The organism is Reinekea sp. G2M2-21, assembly GCF_015687175.1.
Classification (GTDB): Bacteria; Pseudomonadota; Gammaproteobacteria; order Pseudomonadales; family Natronospirillaceae; genus Reinekea.
Genome location: NZ_JADPQG010000002.1, coordinates 108,596 through 127,575, shown reverse-complemented (window position 1 = coordinate 127,575; position 18,980 = coordinate 108,596). Strand labels below are relative to the sequence as shown.

Sequence of the window (18,980 nt, the reverse complement as noted above, 5' to 3'; positions counted from 1 at the left end):
AGGCCGCCCTCCGGGTCCTTCAGATCGACGACTGAGCATTACCGTGCATTTCGTATAAAATAAAAAAAGCCCTCTAACGTTGAGGGCTTTGAATCAAATCAAGCGTTTACTGACTTACTTTTTTTCTAAATCAATAAATAAATCCACATCCGAAAAGTCTTCGAACGCTTGAACGCCGACGTACCAATCACCAAGTACTAAGTCAGTGCCTTCCAGGGTACAAACCTCTTCATTGCCATCGACAAAGGGTTTGCAGTCTGCAACACGACGAGTTGGTGCTGCACCCTGACGTAAATACAGGTCCGCGTCACCACTGCCACCTGAAATGGTGAAAGTAACTTTCTTCATGGTATCGTCAACAGTGACCACAAAGGCCTTGCCATCTTGATCGAGCAGCATATCGCCCTTTTTCGCTTGCAAACCTTCAAACAGAATTCGTTCGGTTTGGCTCACGGGCTCTTGGTAGGAAGCCTTCAGGGATACGCCGGCAAAATTACTGTAGGCATGCAGCATGATGTACCAGTCACCAGAGTCTGGTTTCGAGATCGTGCATGTCTCATTGTTGCCCCAATTGTAAGGACGGCAGGTGTAGGCTTTCATTTCAGGTTCCACGCCATGACGAACATATAAGTCAGCGTCGCCTGAACCACCGGAAATTGAAATGACCAGATCCGTTGCGTTGGTCGGTACATTGAGACGATAAGCGATGGTCGGCAATGTTGCTGACTCTTGTCCACTGAGCTGACTGACGGCGACACCATTGCTGAGATCCACGATACTTGGGTCAGTTGGATCGGTCGGATCGGTCGGTCCGGTATCGCCAGAAGCACAGCTGCGGGATTCCAGATTCGTTTTCATGGCCAATGCCTGTACTAAACCGTAACCATACGATTGATCTCGTCCTGCGCTACCCAAGTCTTGTGCGGAGTTGATCATCGCATCACGCAATTCTGCCGCTGAACAGTTCGGAGCGTAGCTCCAAACCAGTGACGCAACCGCGGAAACATGTGGGGTCGCCATGGAGGTGCCGTTGTAAGAGGCATAACCGTTATTTGGAACCGTGGATTTTACCGCGACACCCGGGCCGGATATTTCGACCTGTGCATTGTATTGCGAGAAACTGGCTCGGTTTCGGTTGCGGTCTACCGCGGCGACAGACATGACCGCATCATACGAAGCAGGATAGGAGAAGCTGCTGTTGCCATCGTTACCGGCCGCTGCAATGAGCAACATTCCGTTCGCGTAGAAATCATTCATCGCATTACGTTCGTAGTTAGACGCACCACCGCCGCCTAAGCTCATGCTGACAACTTTGGCACCATTGTCTCGACATTGCGCGATGGCCTTAACCAGATCGGAACCCCATGCCCAGCCATCGGCGGTGAAGACCTTCACAATGTGCAAGTTCAAGTTACCGGATTGATGAACACCACGAACGCCAATACCATTGCCTCCTAAGGCTGCAATCGTACCGGCAACATGTGTACCGTGGCTGTTTTTGTCTACGTTCCATTGACCGGCTGAAGAGGCGGTATTGCCGCCGGTTACACCGACTTTTTGCAGGTCGTCATGGGCAATGTCATAGCCACTGTCAATAATACAAAGTGTTTGGTTTCCCGCATATTGGTCGGACACCTTGTCAGCTTGGACCAGGGCAATACCATAAGGTGATGACTCTGCGGCAAGCAGCGGACTGTTATCGAGGAACGGTTCAATGAGTTTGCGCTTAACGTCGGGTTCGACCATGGCAATTGGCGAGGTCGCGATGTTTGTCATCGCTTGCAGCTCAGCCAACTGTTCGTCATTCAACGTGACGACGGTAGCGTTGTTGCTCGGTAGATGTTCGATAATGTTATTGACGTTGACATTGAACGTGGACAGCGTTCGTTCAGCTCTTCGAGTTGAAAACTCGCCGTTATCCCGCAGCACTGAGTTTCTGTCTTTTGCCGCGTTGTTATAGACAACGACATATCGGTTTTCTGCGTTTTTTGGGACGTTAACAATAGGTTGTTCTGCTTGTACTCCTTCATTTTTTTCTGCATCGGTAGCTGAATCAAAGCTACTGACATTACAACCGGATAGCACCAGTGAAGCAAAAACGGCGCTGGTGATAATTTTTTTATTAGGGGTCATGATCGTTCCATTATTTTTTTCTGAGCTCTATTTTTTTGTGAAAATGAGCGCTCAATTTCCATTTTATCGCAGGGTAGTGCGACGCTTTCCAGGCTCATGACAGCAAGACGCTGAGCGGACACGATGGTCTCATACTTCGTAATTGTAAAAAGAGAACTGTTGAACACTGGTTTTGTGAAGTCGGTTTCGTGTTTTTCTATTTGACCAGTTTGAATCTTTTTTTTGTGAATTAATGATCCAGAATTCGAGGAAAAAAAGCTCGAAAGTTCCCGATATCGAATGGAATAGCGCGCTTAAAAAGGCGTTGTGTGACTGGGTTCTTATTTATGGGTTTTGCGGTTGACTTTTCATTTTTTTGCAATGTTTTGAACAGGATCACAGGAGTAATTGTGCTGGCGTGTCATTCAGATCCATAGCGGATCGTTGTTGTGAATTTTTTATAGCGGTTTGCTCATGCTCGACGCTTAATTTGATTAGAGTAAGGTAAGCAGAAAGAATCAAAGCTGCCTTTTTCCGTCTCAATTTTATCCTTCTTCCGCACGATAATTTCACAGTGTCGCTATTGGTGAACATGTCTTTAAATGATTCTCATTGTGAAGGATGCCTTTGGAGATGCGTCCGACTCAGGAGACATTAAAACGCGATCGAAACGGCTCAGATGTGTTGTAAGTCAAGACGAAATCTAAGCCGATCTTAGTTTTAGTTCTGTGCAAATATTTAGCAGAAATCTGATCAGGCGCGTTTGTGCTGAGAATACAAAAAAGCGGTTTCGTCGTGCCGTGCCAAATATTCGCGAAGTTGCCTGGGGTTCAATGTCTGCCAGCGTGCGGTAGGGTGTTGGGAAAAATACGCGTCCATATCTGGCACCACACAGTCACCGGTTTGCGTGTTCAATGCCGCCCAGCTAAGGATGCCCTCGGCAATGTTGCCCTCGGTAATGATACCCAGCATGGCTCGATAACCTTCGTTTTTAGCGGCAAACAGCAGGGCGGCGTCGATGGAATTGTTCATGTGCGTTCTCCTTGGCAGCAATGACCTGCATTGCACAAGTAAGAATACGCATGGCCACCTGAAACCCCAGCACTGTCATCAAAGTAGCAATGAGGTCACTTTGGGTAGCACCTGAGTGGTTGCGAACGTTGTGTTATGGGAATAGCTAACTTCGCTGCAGCATTTGCCGGAAGCGATACTTCACCGCTCGCCAGTGCGTTCTGGGCAATGCGGGCGTATGTACTGAAAAACAAGGGTGGTCGGGCGTGGTTTGCAGCTCGCCCCCGTGTGCTAACAGCACATAATGTGGTGCCAGTGCGGTCACCCGCGCAACGGATTCGCGATACCGGTTAGGGTGAAACAGCGGAAACGGCGTGATGAACTTATCGCGCACTTTCACAATCAGGTCGGCCACGTAGATGCGGTGTGTCGGCTCATGCAGCAGGGAAATATCCCGGTCGGTGTGGCCATGGGTTTCGTAGACGCGCCATTCGGGAAAGCCAGGCAGCGTTTGCTGATCGGCCAGTACACAGTCTGGTCGCAGTACCGGCGCATACCACATGTTCTTAATGGGTTTGCCGGTACGGTGGGCAACGTACCAGCTCAGCAACACATCCGTCAGGTGCATCAGTCGTCCGCTCGGACCCGCGTACCAGGGTTTGTCCGCCACGCCGGTGGCCACTTGGCAACCGCTGAGTTTGCGCAGGGCGTGTGCCGCGCCTGCGTGGTCCGGGTGCATGTGTGTTACCACCACAAGCTTTAAGTCCGTTAATGGTCGCTGCAAGGTTTCGCGAATAAACCGAGTAATGGTGGGAATGTCGCAGCGGCAACAGCCGTCCAGCAGCAACAGTCCGTGTGGGTACTCCACCAGATAAATATTTTGAATGTAGCCTTTAAGCGTGTGCAGTTGCATGGCGATGCTTGTTGTTATTAAAGCCCTGCAGTGTACAAAGGAATGGCACTACCCAACAGGGGCGCGCGAAGGATCGACTTGGTTTAACGTTGCCGATGCTAAACCGCCCGCGTGCCGGGGCGGTTTAGTGCCATTTTGTCATCAGTTAGACAGCGACAGTGACGACTGACTGCGTTGTCTCAGATAGGGGTGGTCTGTGGTGGCCGCATCATCGTCGCAGTCTTCAATGCGCCATACCGGTATGTCCTGTAACGATTGCACAAACGCCAGGGGATGGCCTTCCGGACCATCAAAGTTATCCAGCACCGGTTCGTCAATAATGATCAACTGCACTTCAGCGTCGTCCTGCAGCCGCGTCAGGAATTGCTGTAATGGGAAGCTGGTGACGTGGTAGGCAAACATCAGGTTGGGATACTCGGCCTGTATCTTCATCACCTGCCGATCCATGGTTTCGTATTTCAGATACTGCCCCATGCGTTCGGTTTGTTCCTGGTAATTCCGAAGACTATTGTTTTGGCCGTTTAGGCGGGCCGTGGGTGTGTGATGCATGATCAGGTGGACAGTTGCGTGACGTTCATTGAGATGCGCCAGCGCGTCGGCGTAGCGTGAATCCAGAGCAGATTGGGCATTCATCGGTAGCAGGGCATGAAATGATTTCATCACGATTCCTCCGTAGGTCTGTGATGTAAACCAGTTTGTGGCAAGATACGTATCAAGAAAACTAGATGTTTCTTATAGTTTCTATAAGCTTTTTACAATGGAGTGAGTGATGAGCGTAAACCGGTTGGGCACGTTGCGACAGTTCGAAATACTGTTGGCGGTCTATCAGTGTGGGTCGATCAGTAAAGCCGCCGAAACACTAAACCTGACACAGCCGACTTTGTCGATGCAGTTGAAAAAATTGAGTGAGCAGAACGATATCCGGCTTTACGACCAAGTCGGTAAGAAACTGGTTTTTACCGAGGCCGGTGAAGTTTTTGTACAGTCGGCACGTGCTGTTTTGCAAGAAATGGAAACGCTGCGCGAAAACCTGGATCAGTTGCACGGTTTAACCAAAGGGACGTTGCGCTTGGCAGTAGTCACCTCTGCGAAGTACTTCATTCCTCATTTGCTAGGGCCTTTTTGTCAACGCTATCCGGGCATCGACGTTCAGTTAAAGGTCGGTAACCGGGAGCAGGTGATCGAACGGTTGGCCATGGCTGAAGATGATTTTTATGTGTTCAGTCATGTGCCGGATCTGCCGCATATCAGCGCAACTGCATTTCTGCCCAACCCGCTAATCGCCATTGCAGCGCCTTCCCATCCGCTGGCAAAACAGACGAAGGTGTCGCTCGCCGACCTCAGTCAACACGCGTTTCTGGCGCGGGAGCCCGGCAGTGGCACCCGACATGCCATTGAACGCTTCCTGCACGAACGAGGTATCGACCTGCAGGTTCGCATGACCATCGAAAGCAATGAAGCCATTAAGCACTGCGTGGTGGCCAATCTTGGGTTCACTATTTTGTCGGCTCACGCCTTGAGTTTCGGGGGTGATGAAGGGGTGGTTAAATTGCCGGTGGACGGTTTCCCGATTCCCAGTCAGTGGTCTTTTGTCTGGCCGAACGAGAAGGCCTTATCGCCCATCGCCAATGTGTTTCTGCGTTACTCCCAAGAGCTGGAACAGCAGGTGATTTGGGATCAATTGGTTTCAGTCTGATCCGGTACCAACAGGTTGGGCAGCAGTTCACCGCTGAGCAAAGCCTGGCGTACCAGAGCGTAACCGCTGTACCAAGGGCTGTCGTAAAGGTCTGACCGTACTACGGCAACGTTGTTTAAACCCTGTATCTGCAAGCTCTTGGTTTTAAGTTGCTGTTGGATAACCGGTTCAATGATGGCCCAAGCCTGAGTGATCTCGCCCGCCAGAATGATGCTGTCCGGGCGCAGTACGTTCACCACCATGGCAATGGCCGACCCCAGGTGCGCCGCCGCATCTTTGAGCACGGCAATGGCGGTGGGCTCCAGCGCAATGGCGCGCGACACCACATCTTTGATCGTGAGCGTTGTGTTGCCTGTTTCACCTGCGCGGTACGCATAGTTCAGGGTTATGGCGCCGTCAGACACCACCGTTTCCAGGCAGCCAAAGTTGCCACACACGCAATGCTTACCGAGTGGATCGACCTGAATGTGGCCAATCTCGCCGACACCGGCACCACTGTGCAACTCATCGTTGATGATCAAACCGCTGCCGACGCCGTTGTGAATTTCGACAAACAGGCTGTTTTTCGCGTGAAACGAAGCCCCAATCTGTTTCTCCGCCAGCGCCATGGCAGAACTGAAACTGTTCAAATAACAGGGTAAACCCAGAGCGTCCTGCAACAGCTGGCGTAACGGCAATTGGTTAACTGGCACGTGTGGCATGAAATTAACAACGCCGTTTTCCGCATCGACCAGCCCCGGCATGGTGACACCAACCCCGATAATGTGGCGAATCTGATCTACGTGGTCGGTTAAAAATTGAGTCAGGGTTTGGGTGATCTGCGCAACAAAGTCTGCCTCGCTGCGCGCGTTTAGCGGCACCGAAATGCGATGCAGCAGGTTTCCGGACAGGTCGCACAGACCTACGTAGAGATATTGCCGGTCAGCCCGTGCGGCGAGAATCTGGATATCGTCAGATTTGGGGGCCAACAGCACGGCTTTGCGACCGCGCTCCGATGCCATGTGCGCCACTTCATGCACCAGGCCCTGGTCGATCAGCAAACGAGACAACTTGGTGACACTGCCTGCGGCCATGTTGGATACGTCAACCAACTGAGTCCGGGATATGAGGCCATACTCGACAATGATTTTAAACAGCCGCGCCAGATTGAACTGTTTTACGGAGTCGAGATTTGCGACCGGATTTTTGTCCATGGCACCTTCTGTTGTCGGAAATACGTCGGCTTTTCAGTCATTGGTCATTTTTACCATAAATCAAGCACTTAGAAACGCACAATGTTCATATATTTCATAGCGTAAAAAATATAGCTTAAAAAATCTAATAAATATTGCATTTTCTGGTTGAAATACGATCATTTCAGCGCTAGTGTTAGCCAATAATTCATAGCGTGAATTAATACAACAACAAACAAAAACAGAAAAATGAGGCAAACTTATGAACATCCTCGGATATCTCCAAAAATTGGGTAAAGCGTTAATGCTGCCCATTGCAGTACTGCCAGTTGCGGCATTGTTACTGCGTCTGGGTCAGGGCGATCTGTTAGGCATTCCATTCATGGCCGAAGCCGGTGGCGCGATTTTCGGCAACCTGCCGCTGTTATTTGCGATGGGTATTGCCGTTGGCCTGTCGAAGGACAACGCCGGCGCTGCAGCCCTGGCAGGTGCGGTGGGTTACTTTATTCTGACGGCGGCAGCCGGCACCATCAACCCAGACATTAACATGTCCTTCTTTGGTGGCATCATTGCCGGTATCGTGGCTGGGCACAGTTACAACCGCTTCCACGCGACGCAGTTGCCACGTTACCTTGGCTTCTTCAGCGGCAAGCGCCTGGTGCCGATTATGACCGGCCTGATTATTCTGGTGGTTGCTTTCGTCGCCGGTTATGTCTGGCCATTCATTCAAAGCGGTATCGACGCTTTTGGCCACGGTATCGCTGAATCCGGCTCGGTGGGTCACTTCCTCTACGGAACCCTGAACCGCGCGTTGATTCCTTTTGGTCTGCATCACGTATTGAATTCGTATTTCTGGTTTGGCTTGGGTGATTTCACCAATGTCGCTGGCGAAGTTTTTACCGGTGACCTGAACCGATTCTTTGCCGGTGACCCATCTGCCGGGGTGTTCATGAGTGGTTTCTTCCCGGTCATGATGTTTGGTTTGCCTGGTGCGGCGTTGGCGATGTACTTAACCGCCAAACCTGAAAACCGCAACCAGATCGGTGGTGTATTGTTCTCGGTTGCACTGACCTCGTTTTTAACCGGTATCACTGAGCCACTTGAGTTCATGTTCATGTTCATGGCGCCGGTGCTTTACGTGGTACACGCTATTCTGACCGGCTTGGCACTGGTGCTGGCGAATGCGCTGGGTACGTTGGCTGGCTTTGGCTTCTCTGCGGGTCTGTTCGACATGGTTCTGAACTGGGGCCTGGCCACAAATCCGGTGACTTTGGTTGTCCTGGGTCTGGTTTACTTTGCCGTTTACTTTGGCATTTTCTACACCCTGATTCGGGTGATGAACTTGAAAACGCCAGGCCGTGAAGATGTGACACCCGCGGTTGCCGTAGCTGGCGATGCTGCGCCGGTTGATGTGCAGCCTGCCGCTGCGAAAACGGCAGCGTCGACCAAATCTGACCTGGCACTGAACTACGCCAGCCTGTTAGGCGGGTTTGATAACATGACCAAGATCGATGCCTGCATCACGCGTCTGCGCTTAACCTTAAAAGACACCAGCGTGATCGATGAAGCGGGTATCAAAGCCTTGGGTGCTGCCGCCGTTGTACGCATTGGCAGCAATAACATTCAGGTGGTGATTGGCCCTGAGGCTGAGATCATTGCCGATGAAATGAAGTCGCTCAGCCCAGCGGTTTAAGTTGAACGGGACCTGTTGATCCCTTTGAAATTGTGTGGCCAGAGTAGTGTGCTCTGGCCGCCAGGCGCTACAGCCCATCCATCGGCAGGTCTTTTCACAGCAATATTGGCCGAACAACATGTATAACCGGCCCAAACAAAGCAGGTAAACCATGAACGCTCGAAACACAGCCCTGACTGCGCCATTGGACGGTACGTTGCAATCGATAGAACGCTCAGCCGATCCGGTTTTTGCCCAGCGCATGGTCGGTGACGGTGTCATGATCGAACCCAGTAGTGAACTGTTGCTGGCACCGTGCAGTGGTACCGTCAGTCAGCTGCATGATGCGCATCACGCCATCGCCATAAAACAGCCCGATGGTGTGGAAGTGCTGATACACATCGGTATTGATACGGTGACACTTAAAGGTCAGGGCTTTGAGCCTAAAGTCGCGTTGGGTCAAACGGTGACTCAGGGCCAACCTTTAATTCAGTTCAACAAGCAACAGATTGAGGCTCAGGGCCTCAGTGCGCAAACCGTGGTGTTAATCACGACCGGTGAAGCGATAAAAACACAAACCTATCCCCGGCAGATTATCGCGCAACAGGATCGGTTATTTGAATTCGCGCTGGCAGACAATGCTGAGCCAGCAGACGACGTTGAGTGGACCGGTGCTGACACCGTTACCGCCAACGTAGTGATTAAAAACCCACAGGGATTGCACGCGCGTCCAGCGGCGCAGTTGGTCGGCGTGGTTAAAAAATTTCCCGTGCAGGTCACCTTGCGTAACGAATTAAATCAACGTGAATGTCTGGCCACCAGTGTGACCGGCATCATGGGATTACAAACCAAATTAAACACGGCCTTGCAGGTGACGGTAACGGGCCAAGATGCACAGCTGGCGATGAACGCCATAGTCGAAGCCGTTGAAAAGGGTCTGGGTGAAGATGTCAGCCCAGCGTCGGCTGGCCAGGAAGTTGACGAAGAATTTCCGGTAGAAGCGCCGTTACTGCAACAGGGCACCTTGAGTGCCGATGTACTGCAAGGGGTGAAAGCGGCGCAGGGTATGGCCGTGGGGTTTCTACAAGTTCGCAGCAAACAGTTGCCCAGTTATCCCACCGACGGAGTCGACAGTGCCGAAGAACAGCAGCAATTAACGTATGCCTTGTCGCAGGCAACCCAAGGGCTGCAACAACTGATTGAACAGTTACAAAAGAACCAATTGACGACGCAGGCCGATGTATTCAGCGCACACATTGAGCTGTTGGATGACCCGGCGTTGATCAGCGTCGCACAGACAGGCATTAAAGACGGCCTCAGCGCTATGGCTGCCTGGCATCTGGCATACACAACCGAGGCCAAAAAACTGGCCGAACTTGACGACCCATTGCTGAAAGCCCGCGCCACCGATATTGCCGATGTTGGCTACCGGGTCATGAGTCTTTTATTGGGCGTAGATGAACAGAATGTATCGGCTGACGCGCAAACCATTTTGGTGATGGACGACATTACACCTTCGGAAATCGTCAGTCTGGATCGCGAAAGCATTGTTGGCCTGATTACCATCGAGGGCGGCTCCACCTCCCACGCGGCGATTCTGGCCGGGTCACTGGGTTTGCCCTATGTGGTGAACGTCCCGTCGCAGATTACACAACAGGCCGCCGGAACCCGGGTGATTCTGAACGCGCTCAAAGGCACCGTGCAGCTTGCACCGAGCGATGCTCAGGTGGCGGATTTCAAAACGCTACAAGACACCTTAGCGCGACAATTGCACATTGCGCAGGCCCAGGCACACGAAGCGGCAATAACAGAAGATGGCGTCCGCATCGAAGTGGCCGCGAACGTCGGCAGCGTGACCGATGCCATCAACGCGGCCAAGGCCGGGGCCGATGGCATAGGTCTGGTGCGTTCCGAATTTTTATACATGGATCGGGTGTCAGAACCGTCGCTCGCAGAACAGACAGACGTGTATCGCGGTTTGTTGAACGGTATTGGCGCACAACGCGGTTGTATTATCCGTACCCTGGATGTCGGTGGTGATAAACCCTTAGCGTACTTGCCCATGCCCGCTGAAGAAAACCCCTTTTTGGGTGAACGTGGTATTCGCATCGGGTTGAACCGACCTCACATGCTGCGCAAACAGATTCGCGCCATCCTGCAGGCGGCGGGAGCGGGCAAACCGCGCATCATGTTCCCGATGATCGCCAGCCTCGATGAATTCCGCGCGGCGAAAGCGCTGGTACTTGAAGAACAGCAGCGAGCCGGTGTTGAGGATCTGGAGATCGGCATTATGGTGGAAGTACCTTCTGCCGCGCTGATGGCTGAACAGTTCGCCACCGAAGTGGATTTCTTTTCCATCGGCACCAATGATTTAACCCAGTACACCCTGGCCATGGACCGTGGTCATCCTAAACTGGCTGCTCAGGTTGATGCTTTGCACCCGGCGGTATTAGCGCTGATTAAGCTGACCGCGCAAGCCAGTCAGAAACATGGTAAATGGACGGGTATCTGTGGCAGCATCGCCAGTGACCCAATGGCCGTACCGGTGTTGATCGGTCTCGGTGTGACAGAGTTATCGACCGGTATTCCGGCATTGGCACTGATCAAAGACAAAGTGCGTCACCTGCACATGGAAGACTGTAAGCTCCTTGCCCGAACAGCATTGAGCAAAGGCACGGCCGCCGAAGTTCGGGCATTGTTGCAGCACCATGCAGGCTAAGTTTTTTCTGGAGTAACGCAAACCTTCATCGTTGTTGAGTTGTGTTTTTTCGGGGTCCTTTGGACCCCTTTTTTGTGTCACCTAATCCCTGTATTCGTGACGCGGGCGTTTTGGTCAGGCTGATACGAGAAAAAACGTCCACGAACCTTGGGCTCGGGACGTTCTGTAGACGGATTAATGTGCGTTGCGACGCGTTACAAAGCCGCGTTATTGTTGATGAAAATTTCTACCCGTCGGTTGGAAGACCGACCTGCACTGGTGCCGTTTGACGACACGGGTTTTTCCTCGCCATAACCCACGGCTGTAATCCGGTTCGAGGTAATGCCACCCACATCCAATAAGAATTTGGCGACCTTATCGGCACGATCCTGAGACAGTTTTTTGTTGCTGTTGCCATCGCCCTGGCTATCGGTATGACCCGAAACAACAATCGTCGAATTCGGAAATTCGCGGATGGCGGAAATAATTTTATCCATCATCGCAAAGTTTTCAGATTCGATTTCACTTCGGCCGGAGACAAACTGAAAACCGTGGGCGTTGATGAGAATGTCGTCCGCTTTTCGATAGACATCTGCTTCATTGTCGGTAAACAGCGATTGGACTTTAACAAATTTAGCAGCAACTTCTTTGTCTTTAACGGCACTGGCGCTAGATGCACTGACTAAGGCTGCATTCTTCGCGGTTAACGAGGCAATCTCCCGATTCTTCTCCTTGACGATGCTGGCAGTGGACTCGTTGGTCGACATCAACAGTGCGTCATTCTCTTTGGTTAAGTTGGCGATGACCGCATTTTTGTTCTTTTCCATCGCTGTGTAATTGGTTGCCAACATAGCGACTTTTTGGTTGATGCTTTTAATCACAACTTTGTTTTCAAGATCAAAGGGCAGGTCTGGGTAAACGGGTTTCACCGCATCGCTAAGTTCCCCCTGATACCATAAAACGATGTCTTCCGACGTGAAATCAGAAGTATCAAAACGTTTAATCACTTCAGTAATTTCAGTTGCCCGTTGCACATGATATAACGCGACCTTCGCGTGTTGATCGGCTTTTTCGGTGCTGTTTCGATCGGCATCTAACGTGTTGGACGCAATAGCCAGTTCTTCTTGAGCCAAGAGCATGGTTTTGGGAGCGTAGTCGCCAACATCATTTTTTTGTGCCGACAGAATTGCCGCCTTGGCTTTGTCCAGCGAATCGCCTTTCAAGGCCGACAGTTCCAGCGCCGAGTACAGAGCTACAACCCGAGACCGACCGGCCTTGGCTTTATCGGTTTCACCGTTTTCCAGCAAGGTGGTTAATGTCAGTAACGCTTTTTCTGCCGAGGTGAATTTTTCGCTGGAATAGTGCTTCGCACCTGCCTCGATTGCGTTATCTCTGGCTTCCAGAACGTCTTCGAACACATCTCTGGCTGTGTTGGCGTTTACATTAGCCTGCTTAATATCCTTCATGCCTTCTCTGGCTATCTGATCGCTGGCAATGTCATTCGTCTTAGCCAACGTTAACGATTTTTCATAGCGTGTATTAGCCATGTCGTAGTGTTTAGGCGATAACATTTCAACATTCGTCAAATCCGCCGCCAGTAATTCCGTTTTAAGGTTGGCAACGGTTGGGTAGGTTTGCAGTGCGGCCTGATCACTCAGTGTCGCTTTTTGCGCACAGCCGGTAATCGCGAAAAGCGTAATTAACCCGGCAGCGATGGGTTGAAGATTCATAATGGTTGTCCTTTCAATAGATTTAATATTGCTGGCTAACAATCAGAACAACGTGGGAATAGGACATTAGAAAGCAAACACAGTTCAGCTAAACAGCCCTAGTCTGGCGAGGTTTGCAGGTGGTGTCTGTGCGCGAGCGTACCAAGCGAGCCGTTTCAGCCGCGCTTTTTGGCTACCCTGTGTCGCCTGTGCGGGCTCTTATGCCAGTTATTGACATTGTGCATGTGTTTTTTATAAAAAAATTTTACAAAAAACACGCTTGAAAAGCCTCCTACACAGCCCTAAATATTTTCCTGCCGAGGCGGTACGTCTGACCCCTTTATAGAGTGCTGGTGCAATGCGCACATTTTCCCGGCCACAGTTGTTTTATTTTATGTTGCTTCAACAGGAGAATGTATGATGAACACAATTGATCTGACTCCCTTATACCGAAACACCATTGGCTTTGATCGCCTGGCAGCGATGCTGGACAACGCATTTGCCGTTGATACCAGTGCGCACACCTACCCACCTTATAACATTGAGTCGCTCGACGATAACCGTTACGCCATAACGCTTGCGGTTGCCGGCTTTGAAGAGTCCGAACTGGACATTCGGGTTGAGAAAGGTGTGCTCACCATCAGCGGTAAAAAGACCGACGGTGAAGACCGAAAATATCTGCATCACGGTATCGCCAATCGCGCGTTTGAACGCAAGTTCAATCTCGCCGATTTTGTCGAAGTCACCGGCGCAGAAATGCACAACGGTTTATTAACCATTGGTTTGGTGAAAGAAATTCCCGAGGCGATGAAGCCGAAGAAAATCACCATTGGCTCTGGCGCCAAGGTGTTGGAACACGGTAAAGCCGATTCCGCCGAAGATTCTGCGGCGGCTTAATCAACGGGAAAAGTGCGGCCGGTGAACGCTGATATTCAGGTTCACCGGCCGCGGTTGGGAGGTAAAAAAACGATGAAACTGACAACGCAATCTTTACCGAAAAAACTGAACCCCTGGAACTGGTTCAAGCATGAACAAAGCAACGAACAGGGCGCGCAAATTCCTGTGACCCGTGCGCAGAGTGTCGCGCCTTGGTTTGATGGTGGACGCGACCCGTTCACGCAACTGCACCGCGCAATGGACGCTCTGTTTGACGACGCGTTCCGGTCATTTGGTATGCCCGGTTTGCGTACCGGCTTCAGCAGTGGACCGTATGCCGAAGGCAGTAACATGGCGGGCTTAAACGCGCCGTTGGATGTGAGTGGCGACGATAAGCAGTACCACGTCACGCTGGATGTACCGGGTTTGCAGGAACAGGATCTGCACATTGAAGTCAGCCATGGTGCATTGACCATTCGCGGTGAAAAAGAAGAGCAGCAAACGCAACAAGAGCAGCACTACTATCGCAGTGAACGGCGTTATGGTTCATTCCAGCGCACACTCAACTTGCCGGACGATGCGGCAGCCGATGACATCAGCGCCGAACTGAAAGACGGTGTATTGCGGTTGACGATCCCCCGGGTTGCGTTACCGGCATCCGACGCAAAACGAATTGAGATTAACGCGCATTAACCACTCAGGCTGGCCCGTTCGGGCCAGCCTTTCTACAACATAAAATTGAAAGGACAATAACCATGTTGCACCGACGATTCATAACCGGTTTTCTGTTACTGGTGCTATCTGGTGGTGTAACAGCTGCCTTACCCATGACCGACAGCCAGGGCAAACCATTGCCATCACTGGCGCCGATGTTGCGCGACGTGAACCCGGCCGTGGTTAACATTGCCACCTATTCAACGACCCAGTACGCCAATAACCCGCTGTTGAACGATCCGTTTTTCCGATACTTTTTTGACCTGCCCGATGCCTCATCACGCTCGCCGCAAAAGCAGCAGCGCAGTGCCGGTTCTGGCGTTATTGTGGACGCCCAACAGGGCATCGTGCTGACGAACTTTCACGTCATCAATGGCGCCGATGAAGTGCAGGTTAGTTTGATTGACGGGCGCAGTGCTCAGGCCACGGTACTCGGCGCCGATCCAGACCTGGATATTGCCGTACTGCAGATTCAGGCCCGGCCCTTGCAGGCGGTTCCGTTAGCTGACTCCAATGATGTGCAGGTGGGCGATTTTGTGGTGGCGATCGGGAACCCATTTGGATTAGGGCAAACGGTAACCACCGGTATTGTCAGCGCGCTCGGTCGCAGCGGTTTGGGTATCGAAGGGTTTGAAAACTTCATTCAGACCGATGCGTCGATCAACCCCGGTAACTCCGGTGGCGCATTGGTCAATTTAAACGGTGAACTTGTGGGTATTAACACCGCGATTTTGGCACCGTCCGGTGGTAACGTCGGCATTGGTTTCGCGATCCCCATCAACATGGCCAAAGCCTCGTTGAACCAGATTTTACGTTACGGTGAAGTGAAACGCGGCCAAATTGGTATCAGCGTGCAGGACTTGACTCCCATGTTACGTGAAGCGTTTGCATTGCCGCCCGGGCAAATTGGGGTGTTGATTGCCGATGTTATTCAGGGTTCCAATGCCGAACAGGTGGGGTTGCAAGCCGGAGACATTATTCTGAAGATCGACGGTCAGCCGGTAATATCCGCCAATCAATTACGGAGCCTGTTTGCCACGTATGAAATTGGCAAGGGCATGACCTTAACCGTGGTCCGCAATGGCAACGAACGTGCGGTAAAAATTTTGGTTGAAGACCCGAACCAATTGTTGCGGTTGGACGACCAACTGCATCCATTACTAAAGGGCGTCACCTTCGCCATGAATCGCGACAACCGGCTACAAATAGATGCCATGCAACCGAATTCCCGTGCTGCCTATGCTGGACTGCGCCCGGGTGATATTGTTCTGGCGGTGAATCAGGTGAGTGTGAAAGACCTGGAGCAACTACAGCGGGTGTTGGCACAGGCCAAGGGTGAATTACTGATTAAAATTGCCCGCAATAATCGAGCGTTTTACGCCGTGTTGCGATAAATAGCTGCGTTGAACATCTTCACCTGTCGAACGGTGCTTTAAGGCCGCCTGACGGAGTTTACGCGGTGGCTGTCGGGCTACTGTCGGGTCGTTTTCGTCACCGCCAACATAAAAAAAATGACAATGTGGCAGCACAGAGATGCGAGGACCCATGATGATAGTGAAAAAGTTACGAGCGGAACGAAATTGGTCACAAGAACAGGTTGCACGGTTCAGCGGACTGAGTGTGCGCACCATTCAACGTGTAGAAAGTGGCCAGGGCGCAAGTCTGGAAACGCTGAAATCACTCGCCTCTGTATTCGAAGTCGATATCACGACGCTAACGGAGGATATACGGGTGATAGACAAAAAATCGGAACATTGGAAAACACAGCCATGGTGGTTCAGAACCTGGGCATGGGGTGTAGACTCGCGACAAATGCAGGTTACGCTGAAATATAGTCTGCTGGCGTTGGCGGTTGTTTTCACGGTCGCGGGGTTTTGGGATGCTCAGTACACAGGCATTGCGCTGATTCTTATGTACTTGCTTTGGGTACAGACCAGTTGCATTCATTACGGAGATCGTCACAAAGCCTGGGGACTCGCGCAATAGCCTAGCGTGGATAACCTTTCAACTGTGGGCGGGCAAACGCCGCTCACGTTCTTTTTAACCGGCACGTTATGCCCTGGAACATTTGAATTAGAGAGGCGAGACAACCAGCCAAAGGTTGAAGCCATGCAACCGATTTCCCGTGCCGCCTATACTTGTCTGCGCGCGAATGATTCAGCTCTATATGGGTGAACCATGTCAATTTGACCAAAAAAAGGGCGGCGACTAAAGTGAAACTGACGTTTTACTTTGGTGTTGAACATGGCTCGACAACAAGAGGATTTATCTTTACTCGCACCTAAACTTTTGGAGCAGGAAAACATCCTGCTCCATTTGGTTTTGGATAGTTCAAACAACATTCAGTTTGTTAGTGATAACCTACTCCGCCTTTGTCATAGCCGGCACCAAGACCTAATCCATCAACCTCTGTCTTCATTGCCCTTGTTCTTTTTAGACAAAGATGAGCATTTACGCCCATTGTCTGATATTCCTGTACTCAACAGTACCTTGGCGGAACCTCATTGGTCCGAGATTCTGCATTTGGAAGATCGCCTGGAAAATATCTTCAGGATGCGAATCGATGTTTTGAACTTGCAGCGTCATAACGAGGGCTATACGTGTATCGCTTTTTCAGACCTGATCATATGTAACAACTTATTGTGGGAGTCCTCGCTATTCAAGCTAGTGTTTGAAGAAAGCAATGAAGCCATTCTGGTGACCGATTCTTCTGCAAACATTCTGTTTGTAAACCCTTCTTTCAGTGCAATAACCGGGTACCAAGCTGACGAAGTGATTGGCTACAACCCGGCTATTTTGTCTTCCGGCCATCAGGGCGCTGATTTCTACAAAGCCTTTTGGCATGATTTGAAAACGCATGGAAGATGGGTTGGCAACATGGTCAATCGCAAGAAAAGTGGCGAAGTATATTCCGAGCAGCTGACCGTTAAAGCCCTGAAAGATGTAAAAGGCAACATCACCAACTATGTAGCAATATTCAGCGAACTGACGAAAAAAACCGAAGAAAGCCCACATGTCTCATTGCCTACAAACCAGGTGGATATTCTGACTGGGCTGCCAAAACGGAAAGCGCTTATTGCAAACCTTGGTGAAGCGATTGCGTACGCAAAAAGCCACCACCTTAAACTGGCGGTCATTTATATCGACATTGACCAGTTCGAGCGGATTAACCAAAAATACAGTGTTAACCAAGGTGACCGCATCCTAAAGCGTCTTGCTGTGCGCATTCACGATCACATTCGTGATGAGGACATCCTTTCCCGTGTGGGTGGCGACGAATTCATACTGGTTCTAAGGGACTTACCTCAATTATTCAACATTGAAGATTTCTGCAAAAGATTGTCGAACATCATCAGTCAGCCACTGACCATAGATGCTCACAACTTGTCCGTAACCGCTTCAGTGGGGATCGCATACTACCCAGAGGACATTGGAACGGCAGAGCAACTTATTCGACATGCCATGCTGGCCATGAGTTTGGCAAAAACGGAGGGGTTGTCGCAAGTAAAGTTCTATTCCTCGCTTTATGAAAAACAAAAACTGCTGGCGAACGAGTCTCGAACAGCCGTATTGAACGCGATCGAAAATCAGGAAATGCGTCTGTACGTGCAACCCCAGTACGATGCAACAAACGAACGCCTATATGGTCTTGAATGTTTAATTCGTTGGCAACAAGATGCCAATACATTGATCTACCCGGACAGCTTCTTAAATAGCCAGAAAGCGCCAGATTTACTCTTTGCAGTGGACCAGTGGGTGGTCAACAAAGTTATCAATCTTATGCAAAATGAATTGCGAAGTGCGGTGGAGCAGGGCTTGAAAGTCGGCATTAACATAACAACTTACAGTATGCAGGACCCAAACTTTCACCAGTTTCTGAACGCCACTCTCAGTAAAACAGACCCGGCAATCTGCCGACTAATAGAAATTGAAATACTAGAGCACGACGCCGTCAATAATCTTAACCTCATGCAAACCTTCATAGAATCGTTACGACCTTATGGCGTGACCTTCAGCCTCGACGATTTTGGAACAGGTTACAGTTCATTGAGTATTTTTAATCAGTTAGATGTTGAAACGGTTAAGATAGACAAATCGTTCGTACGGGATATGTTGATCGATGAAAAGAATTTAAGCTTGGTCAAAACAATTTGCGAAATGTCAAAAATCTATGGCAGGCAGACCATTGCCGAAGGTGTGGAAAAACCCGAGCAAGCAACCCTGCTAACTGCGATTGGGTGCCATATATTGCAAGGCTACGGTATCGCGCGGCCGATGCCTGTGGAAGAATTTACACAATGGCAGGCAACGCAATTACCGCCGGCTCTTTTACGCTCGTCGTAATTGGAAATCCGGCGAGTGAGTGTTTTTTAGACGCGCATCACAATATTTTCACATCACTCAAAA

The 18,980-nt window shown here is 50.7% G+C and carries 14 protein-coding genes; 8 read left to right on the top strand and 6 right to left on the bottom strand.

The features are described from left to right. Window positions 1–114: 114 nt before the first annotated feature. From IYN85_RS09390 to IYN85_RS09375, 4 genes are all read right to left on the bottom strand, one after another. Window positions 115–2,133, bottom strand: coding sequence for a S8 family serine peptidase (locus IYN85_RS09390; protein WP_196158641.1), 2,019 nt, complete (start codon window positions 2,131–2,133; stop codon window positions 115–117). A gap of 732 nt (window positions 2,134–2,865) precedes the next feature. Next, entirely contained in the window at window positions 2,866–3,144 is a 279-nt protein-coding gene (locus tag IYN85_RS09385) for a hypothetical protein (RefSeq protein WP_196158640.1), read from the bottom strand. A 145-nt stretch (window positions 3,145–3,289) separates the two neighbouring features. Beyond that, complete coding sequence (locus IYN85_RS09380) at window positions 3,290–4,036, bottom strand: MBL fold metallo-hydrolase (RefSeq protein ID WP_196158639.1); 747 nt, start codon at window positions 4,034–4,036, stop codon at window positions 3,290–3,292. Window positions 4,037–4,177: 141 nt separating this feature from the next. Further along, window positions 4,178–4,696 (bottom strand): hypothetical protein, encoded by a 519-nt coding sequence (locus IYN85_RS09375; protein WP_196158638.1) that lies wholly within the window; start codon window positions 4,694–4,696, stop codon window positions 4,178–4,180. A 109-nt stretch (window positions 4,697–4,805) separates the two neighbouring features. On the opposite strand from IYN85_RS09375, the gene IYN85_RS09370 reads away from it, so the two are divergent. Beyond that, entirely contained in the window at window positions 4,806–5,732 is a 927-nt protein-coding gene (locus tag IYN85_RS09370; protein ID WP_196158637.1) for a LysR family transcriptional regulator, read from the top strand. On the opposite strand, the gene IYN85_RS09365 is transcribed toward IYN85_RS09370, so the two are convergent. Further along, window positions 5,714–6,925: an ROK family protein gene (locus tag IYN85_RS09365; RefSeq protein WP_196158636.1), complete on the bottom strand. Its 1,212-nt coding sequence runs from the start codon at window positions 6,923–6,925 to the stop codon at window positions 5,714–5,716. The two genes, IYN85_RS09370 and IYN85_RS09365, sit on opposite strands and share 19 nt — an antisense overlap. A 241-nt stretch (window positions 6,926–7,166) precedes the next feature. Between IYN85_RS09365 and nagE the strand changes: the two genes are divergently transcribed. Both nagE and ptsP read left to right on the top strand, forming a co-directional pair. Continuing rightward, on the top strand, window positions 7,167–8,597 hold the full coding sequence (nagE, locus tag IYN85_RS09360) for an N-acetylglucosamine-specific PTS transporter subunit IIBC (protein ID WP_196158635.1): 1,431 nt from the start codon (window positions 7,167–7,169) through the stop codon (window positions 8,595–8,597). Window positions 8,598–8,748: 151 nt separating this feature from the next. Next, entirely contained in the window at window positions 8,749–11,295 is a 2,547-nt protein-coding gene (gene ptsP, locus IYN85_RS09355; RefSeq protein WP_196158634.1) for a phosphoenolpyruvate--protein phosphotransferase, read from the top strand. A 194-nt stretch (window positions 11,296–11,489) separates the two neighbouring features. Here ptsP and IYN85_RS09350 read toward each other — a convergent pair whose 3' ends face one another. Continuing rightward, on the bottom strand, window positions 11,490–13,004 hold the full coding sequence (locus IYN85_RS09350) for an OmpA family protein (RefSeq protein WP_196158633.1): 1,515 nt from the start codon (window positions 13,002–13,004) through the stop codon (window positions 11,490–11,492). Between the two features lie 396 nt (window positions 13,005–13,400). Here IYN85_RS09350 and IYN85_RS09345 point away from each other — a divergent pair, with 396 nt between their 5' ends. The 5 genes from IYN85_RS09345 (at window position 13,401) to IYN85_RS09325 (ending at window position 18,917) form a co-directional block, all read left to right on the top strand. Continuing rightward, window positions 13,401–13,880, top strand: a complete 480-nt coding sequence (locus IYN85_RS09345; protein WP_370592181.1) for an Hsp20 family protein — start codon at window positions 13,401–13,403, stop codon at window positions 13,878–13,880. A gap of 72 nt (window positions 13,881–13,952) precedes the next feature. Beyond that, on the top strand, window positions 13,953–14,552 hold the full coding sequence (locus IYN85_RS09340; protein ID WP_196158632.1) for an Hsp20/alpha crystallin family protein: 600 nt from the start codon (window positions 13,953–13,955) through the stop codon (window positions 14,550–14,552). Window positions 14,553–14,614: 62 nt separating this feature from the next. Further along, a complete protein-coding gene (locus IYN85_RS09335) occupies window positions 14,615–15,967 on the top strand; it encodes a Do family serine endopeptidase (RefSeq protein WP_196158631.1) in 1,353 nt (450 codons plus the stop codon). A 154-nt stretch (window positions 15,968–16,121) separates the two neighbouring features. Then, window positions 16,122–16,559 (top strand): helix-turn-helix domain-containing protein, encoded by a 438-nt coding sequence (locus IYN85_RS09330; RefSeq protein WP_196159179.1) that lies wholly within the window; start codon window positions 16,122–16,124, stop codon window positions 16,557–16,559. Window positions 16,560–16,817: 258 nt separating this feature from the next. After that, window positions 16,818–18,917 carry a bifunctional diguanylate cyclase/phosphodiesterase gene (locus IYN85_RS09325; protein WP_196158630.1) on the top strand — a complete coding sequence of 700 codons (2,100 nt, stop codon included), beginning with the start codon at window positions 16,818–16,820 and terminating at the stop codon, window positions 18,915–18,917. Window positions 18,918–18,980: the final 63 nt, after the last annotated feature.

What these genes read in the sequence shown, in the direction of transcription:
- IYN85_RS09330 (WP_196159179.1), top strand. Translation starts at nt 16,122, where the DNA reads ATGATAGTGAAAAAGTTACGAGCGGAACGAAATTGGTCACAAGAACAG.
- IYN85_RS09365 (WP_196158636.1), bottom strand. Translation starts at nt 6,925, where the DNA reads ATGGACAAAAATCCGGTCGCAAATCTCGACTCCGTAAAACAGTTCAAT.
- IYN85_RS09335 (WP_196158631.1), top strand. Translation starts at nt 14,615, where the DNA reads ATGTTGCACCGACGATTCATAACCGGTTTTCTGTTACTGGTGCTATCT.
- IYN85_RS09325 (WP_196158630.1), top strand. Translation starts at nt 16,818, where the DNA reads ATGGCTCGACAACAAGAGGATTTATCTTTACTCGCACCTAAACTTTTG.
- IYN85_RS09375 (WP_196158638.1), bottom strand. Translation starts at nt 4,696, where the DNA reads ATGAAATCATTTCATGCCCTGCTACCGATGAATGCCCAATCTGCTCTG.
- IYN85_RS09350 (WP_196158633.1), bottom strand. Translation starts at nt 13,004, where the DNA reads ATGAATCTTCAACCCATCGCTGCCGGGTTAATTACGCTTTTCGCGATT.
- IYN85_RS09390 (WP_196158641.1), bottom strand. Translation starts at nt 2,133, where the DNA reads ATGACCCCTAATAAAAAAATTATCACCAGCGCCGTTTTTGCTTCACTG.
- nagE (WP_196158635.1), top strand. Translation starts at nt 7,167, where the DNA reads ATGAACATCCTCGGATATCTCCAAAAATTGGGTAAAGCGTTAATGCTG.
- ptsP (WP_196158634.1), top strand. Translation starts at nt 8,749, where the DNA reads ATGAACGCTCGAAACACAGCCCTGACTGCGCCATTGGACGGTACGTTG.
- IYN85_RS09345 (WP_370592181.1), top strand. Translation starts at nt 13,401, where the DNA reads ATGATGAACACAATTGATCTGACTCCCTTATACCGAAACACCATTGGC.
- IYN85_RS09370 (WP_196158637.1), top strand. Translation starts at nt 4,806, where the DNA reads ATGAGCGTAAACCGGTTGGGCACGTTGCGACAGTTCGAAATACTGTTG.
- IYN85_RS09385 (WP_196158640.1), bottom strand. Translation starts at nt 3,144, where the DNA reads ATGAACAATTCCATCGACGCCGCCCTGCTGTTTGCCGCTAAAAACGAA.
- IYN85_RS09380 (WP_196158639.1), bottom strand. Translation starts at nt 4,036, where the DNA reads ATGCAACTGCACACGCTTAAAGGCTACATTCAAAATATTTATCTGGTG.
- IYN85_RS09340 (WP_196158632.1), top strand. Translation starts at nt 13,953, where the DNA reads ATGAAACTGACAACGCAATCTTTACCGAAAAAACTGAACCCCTGGAAC.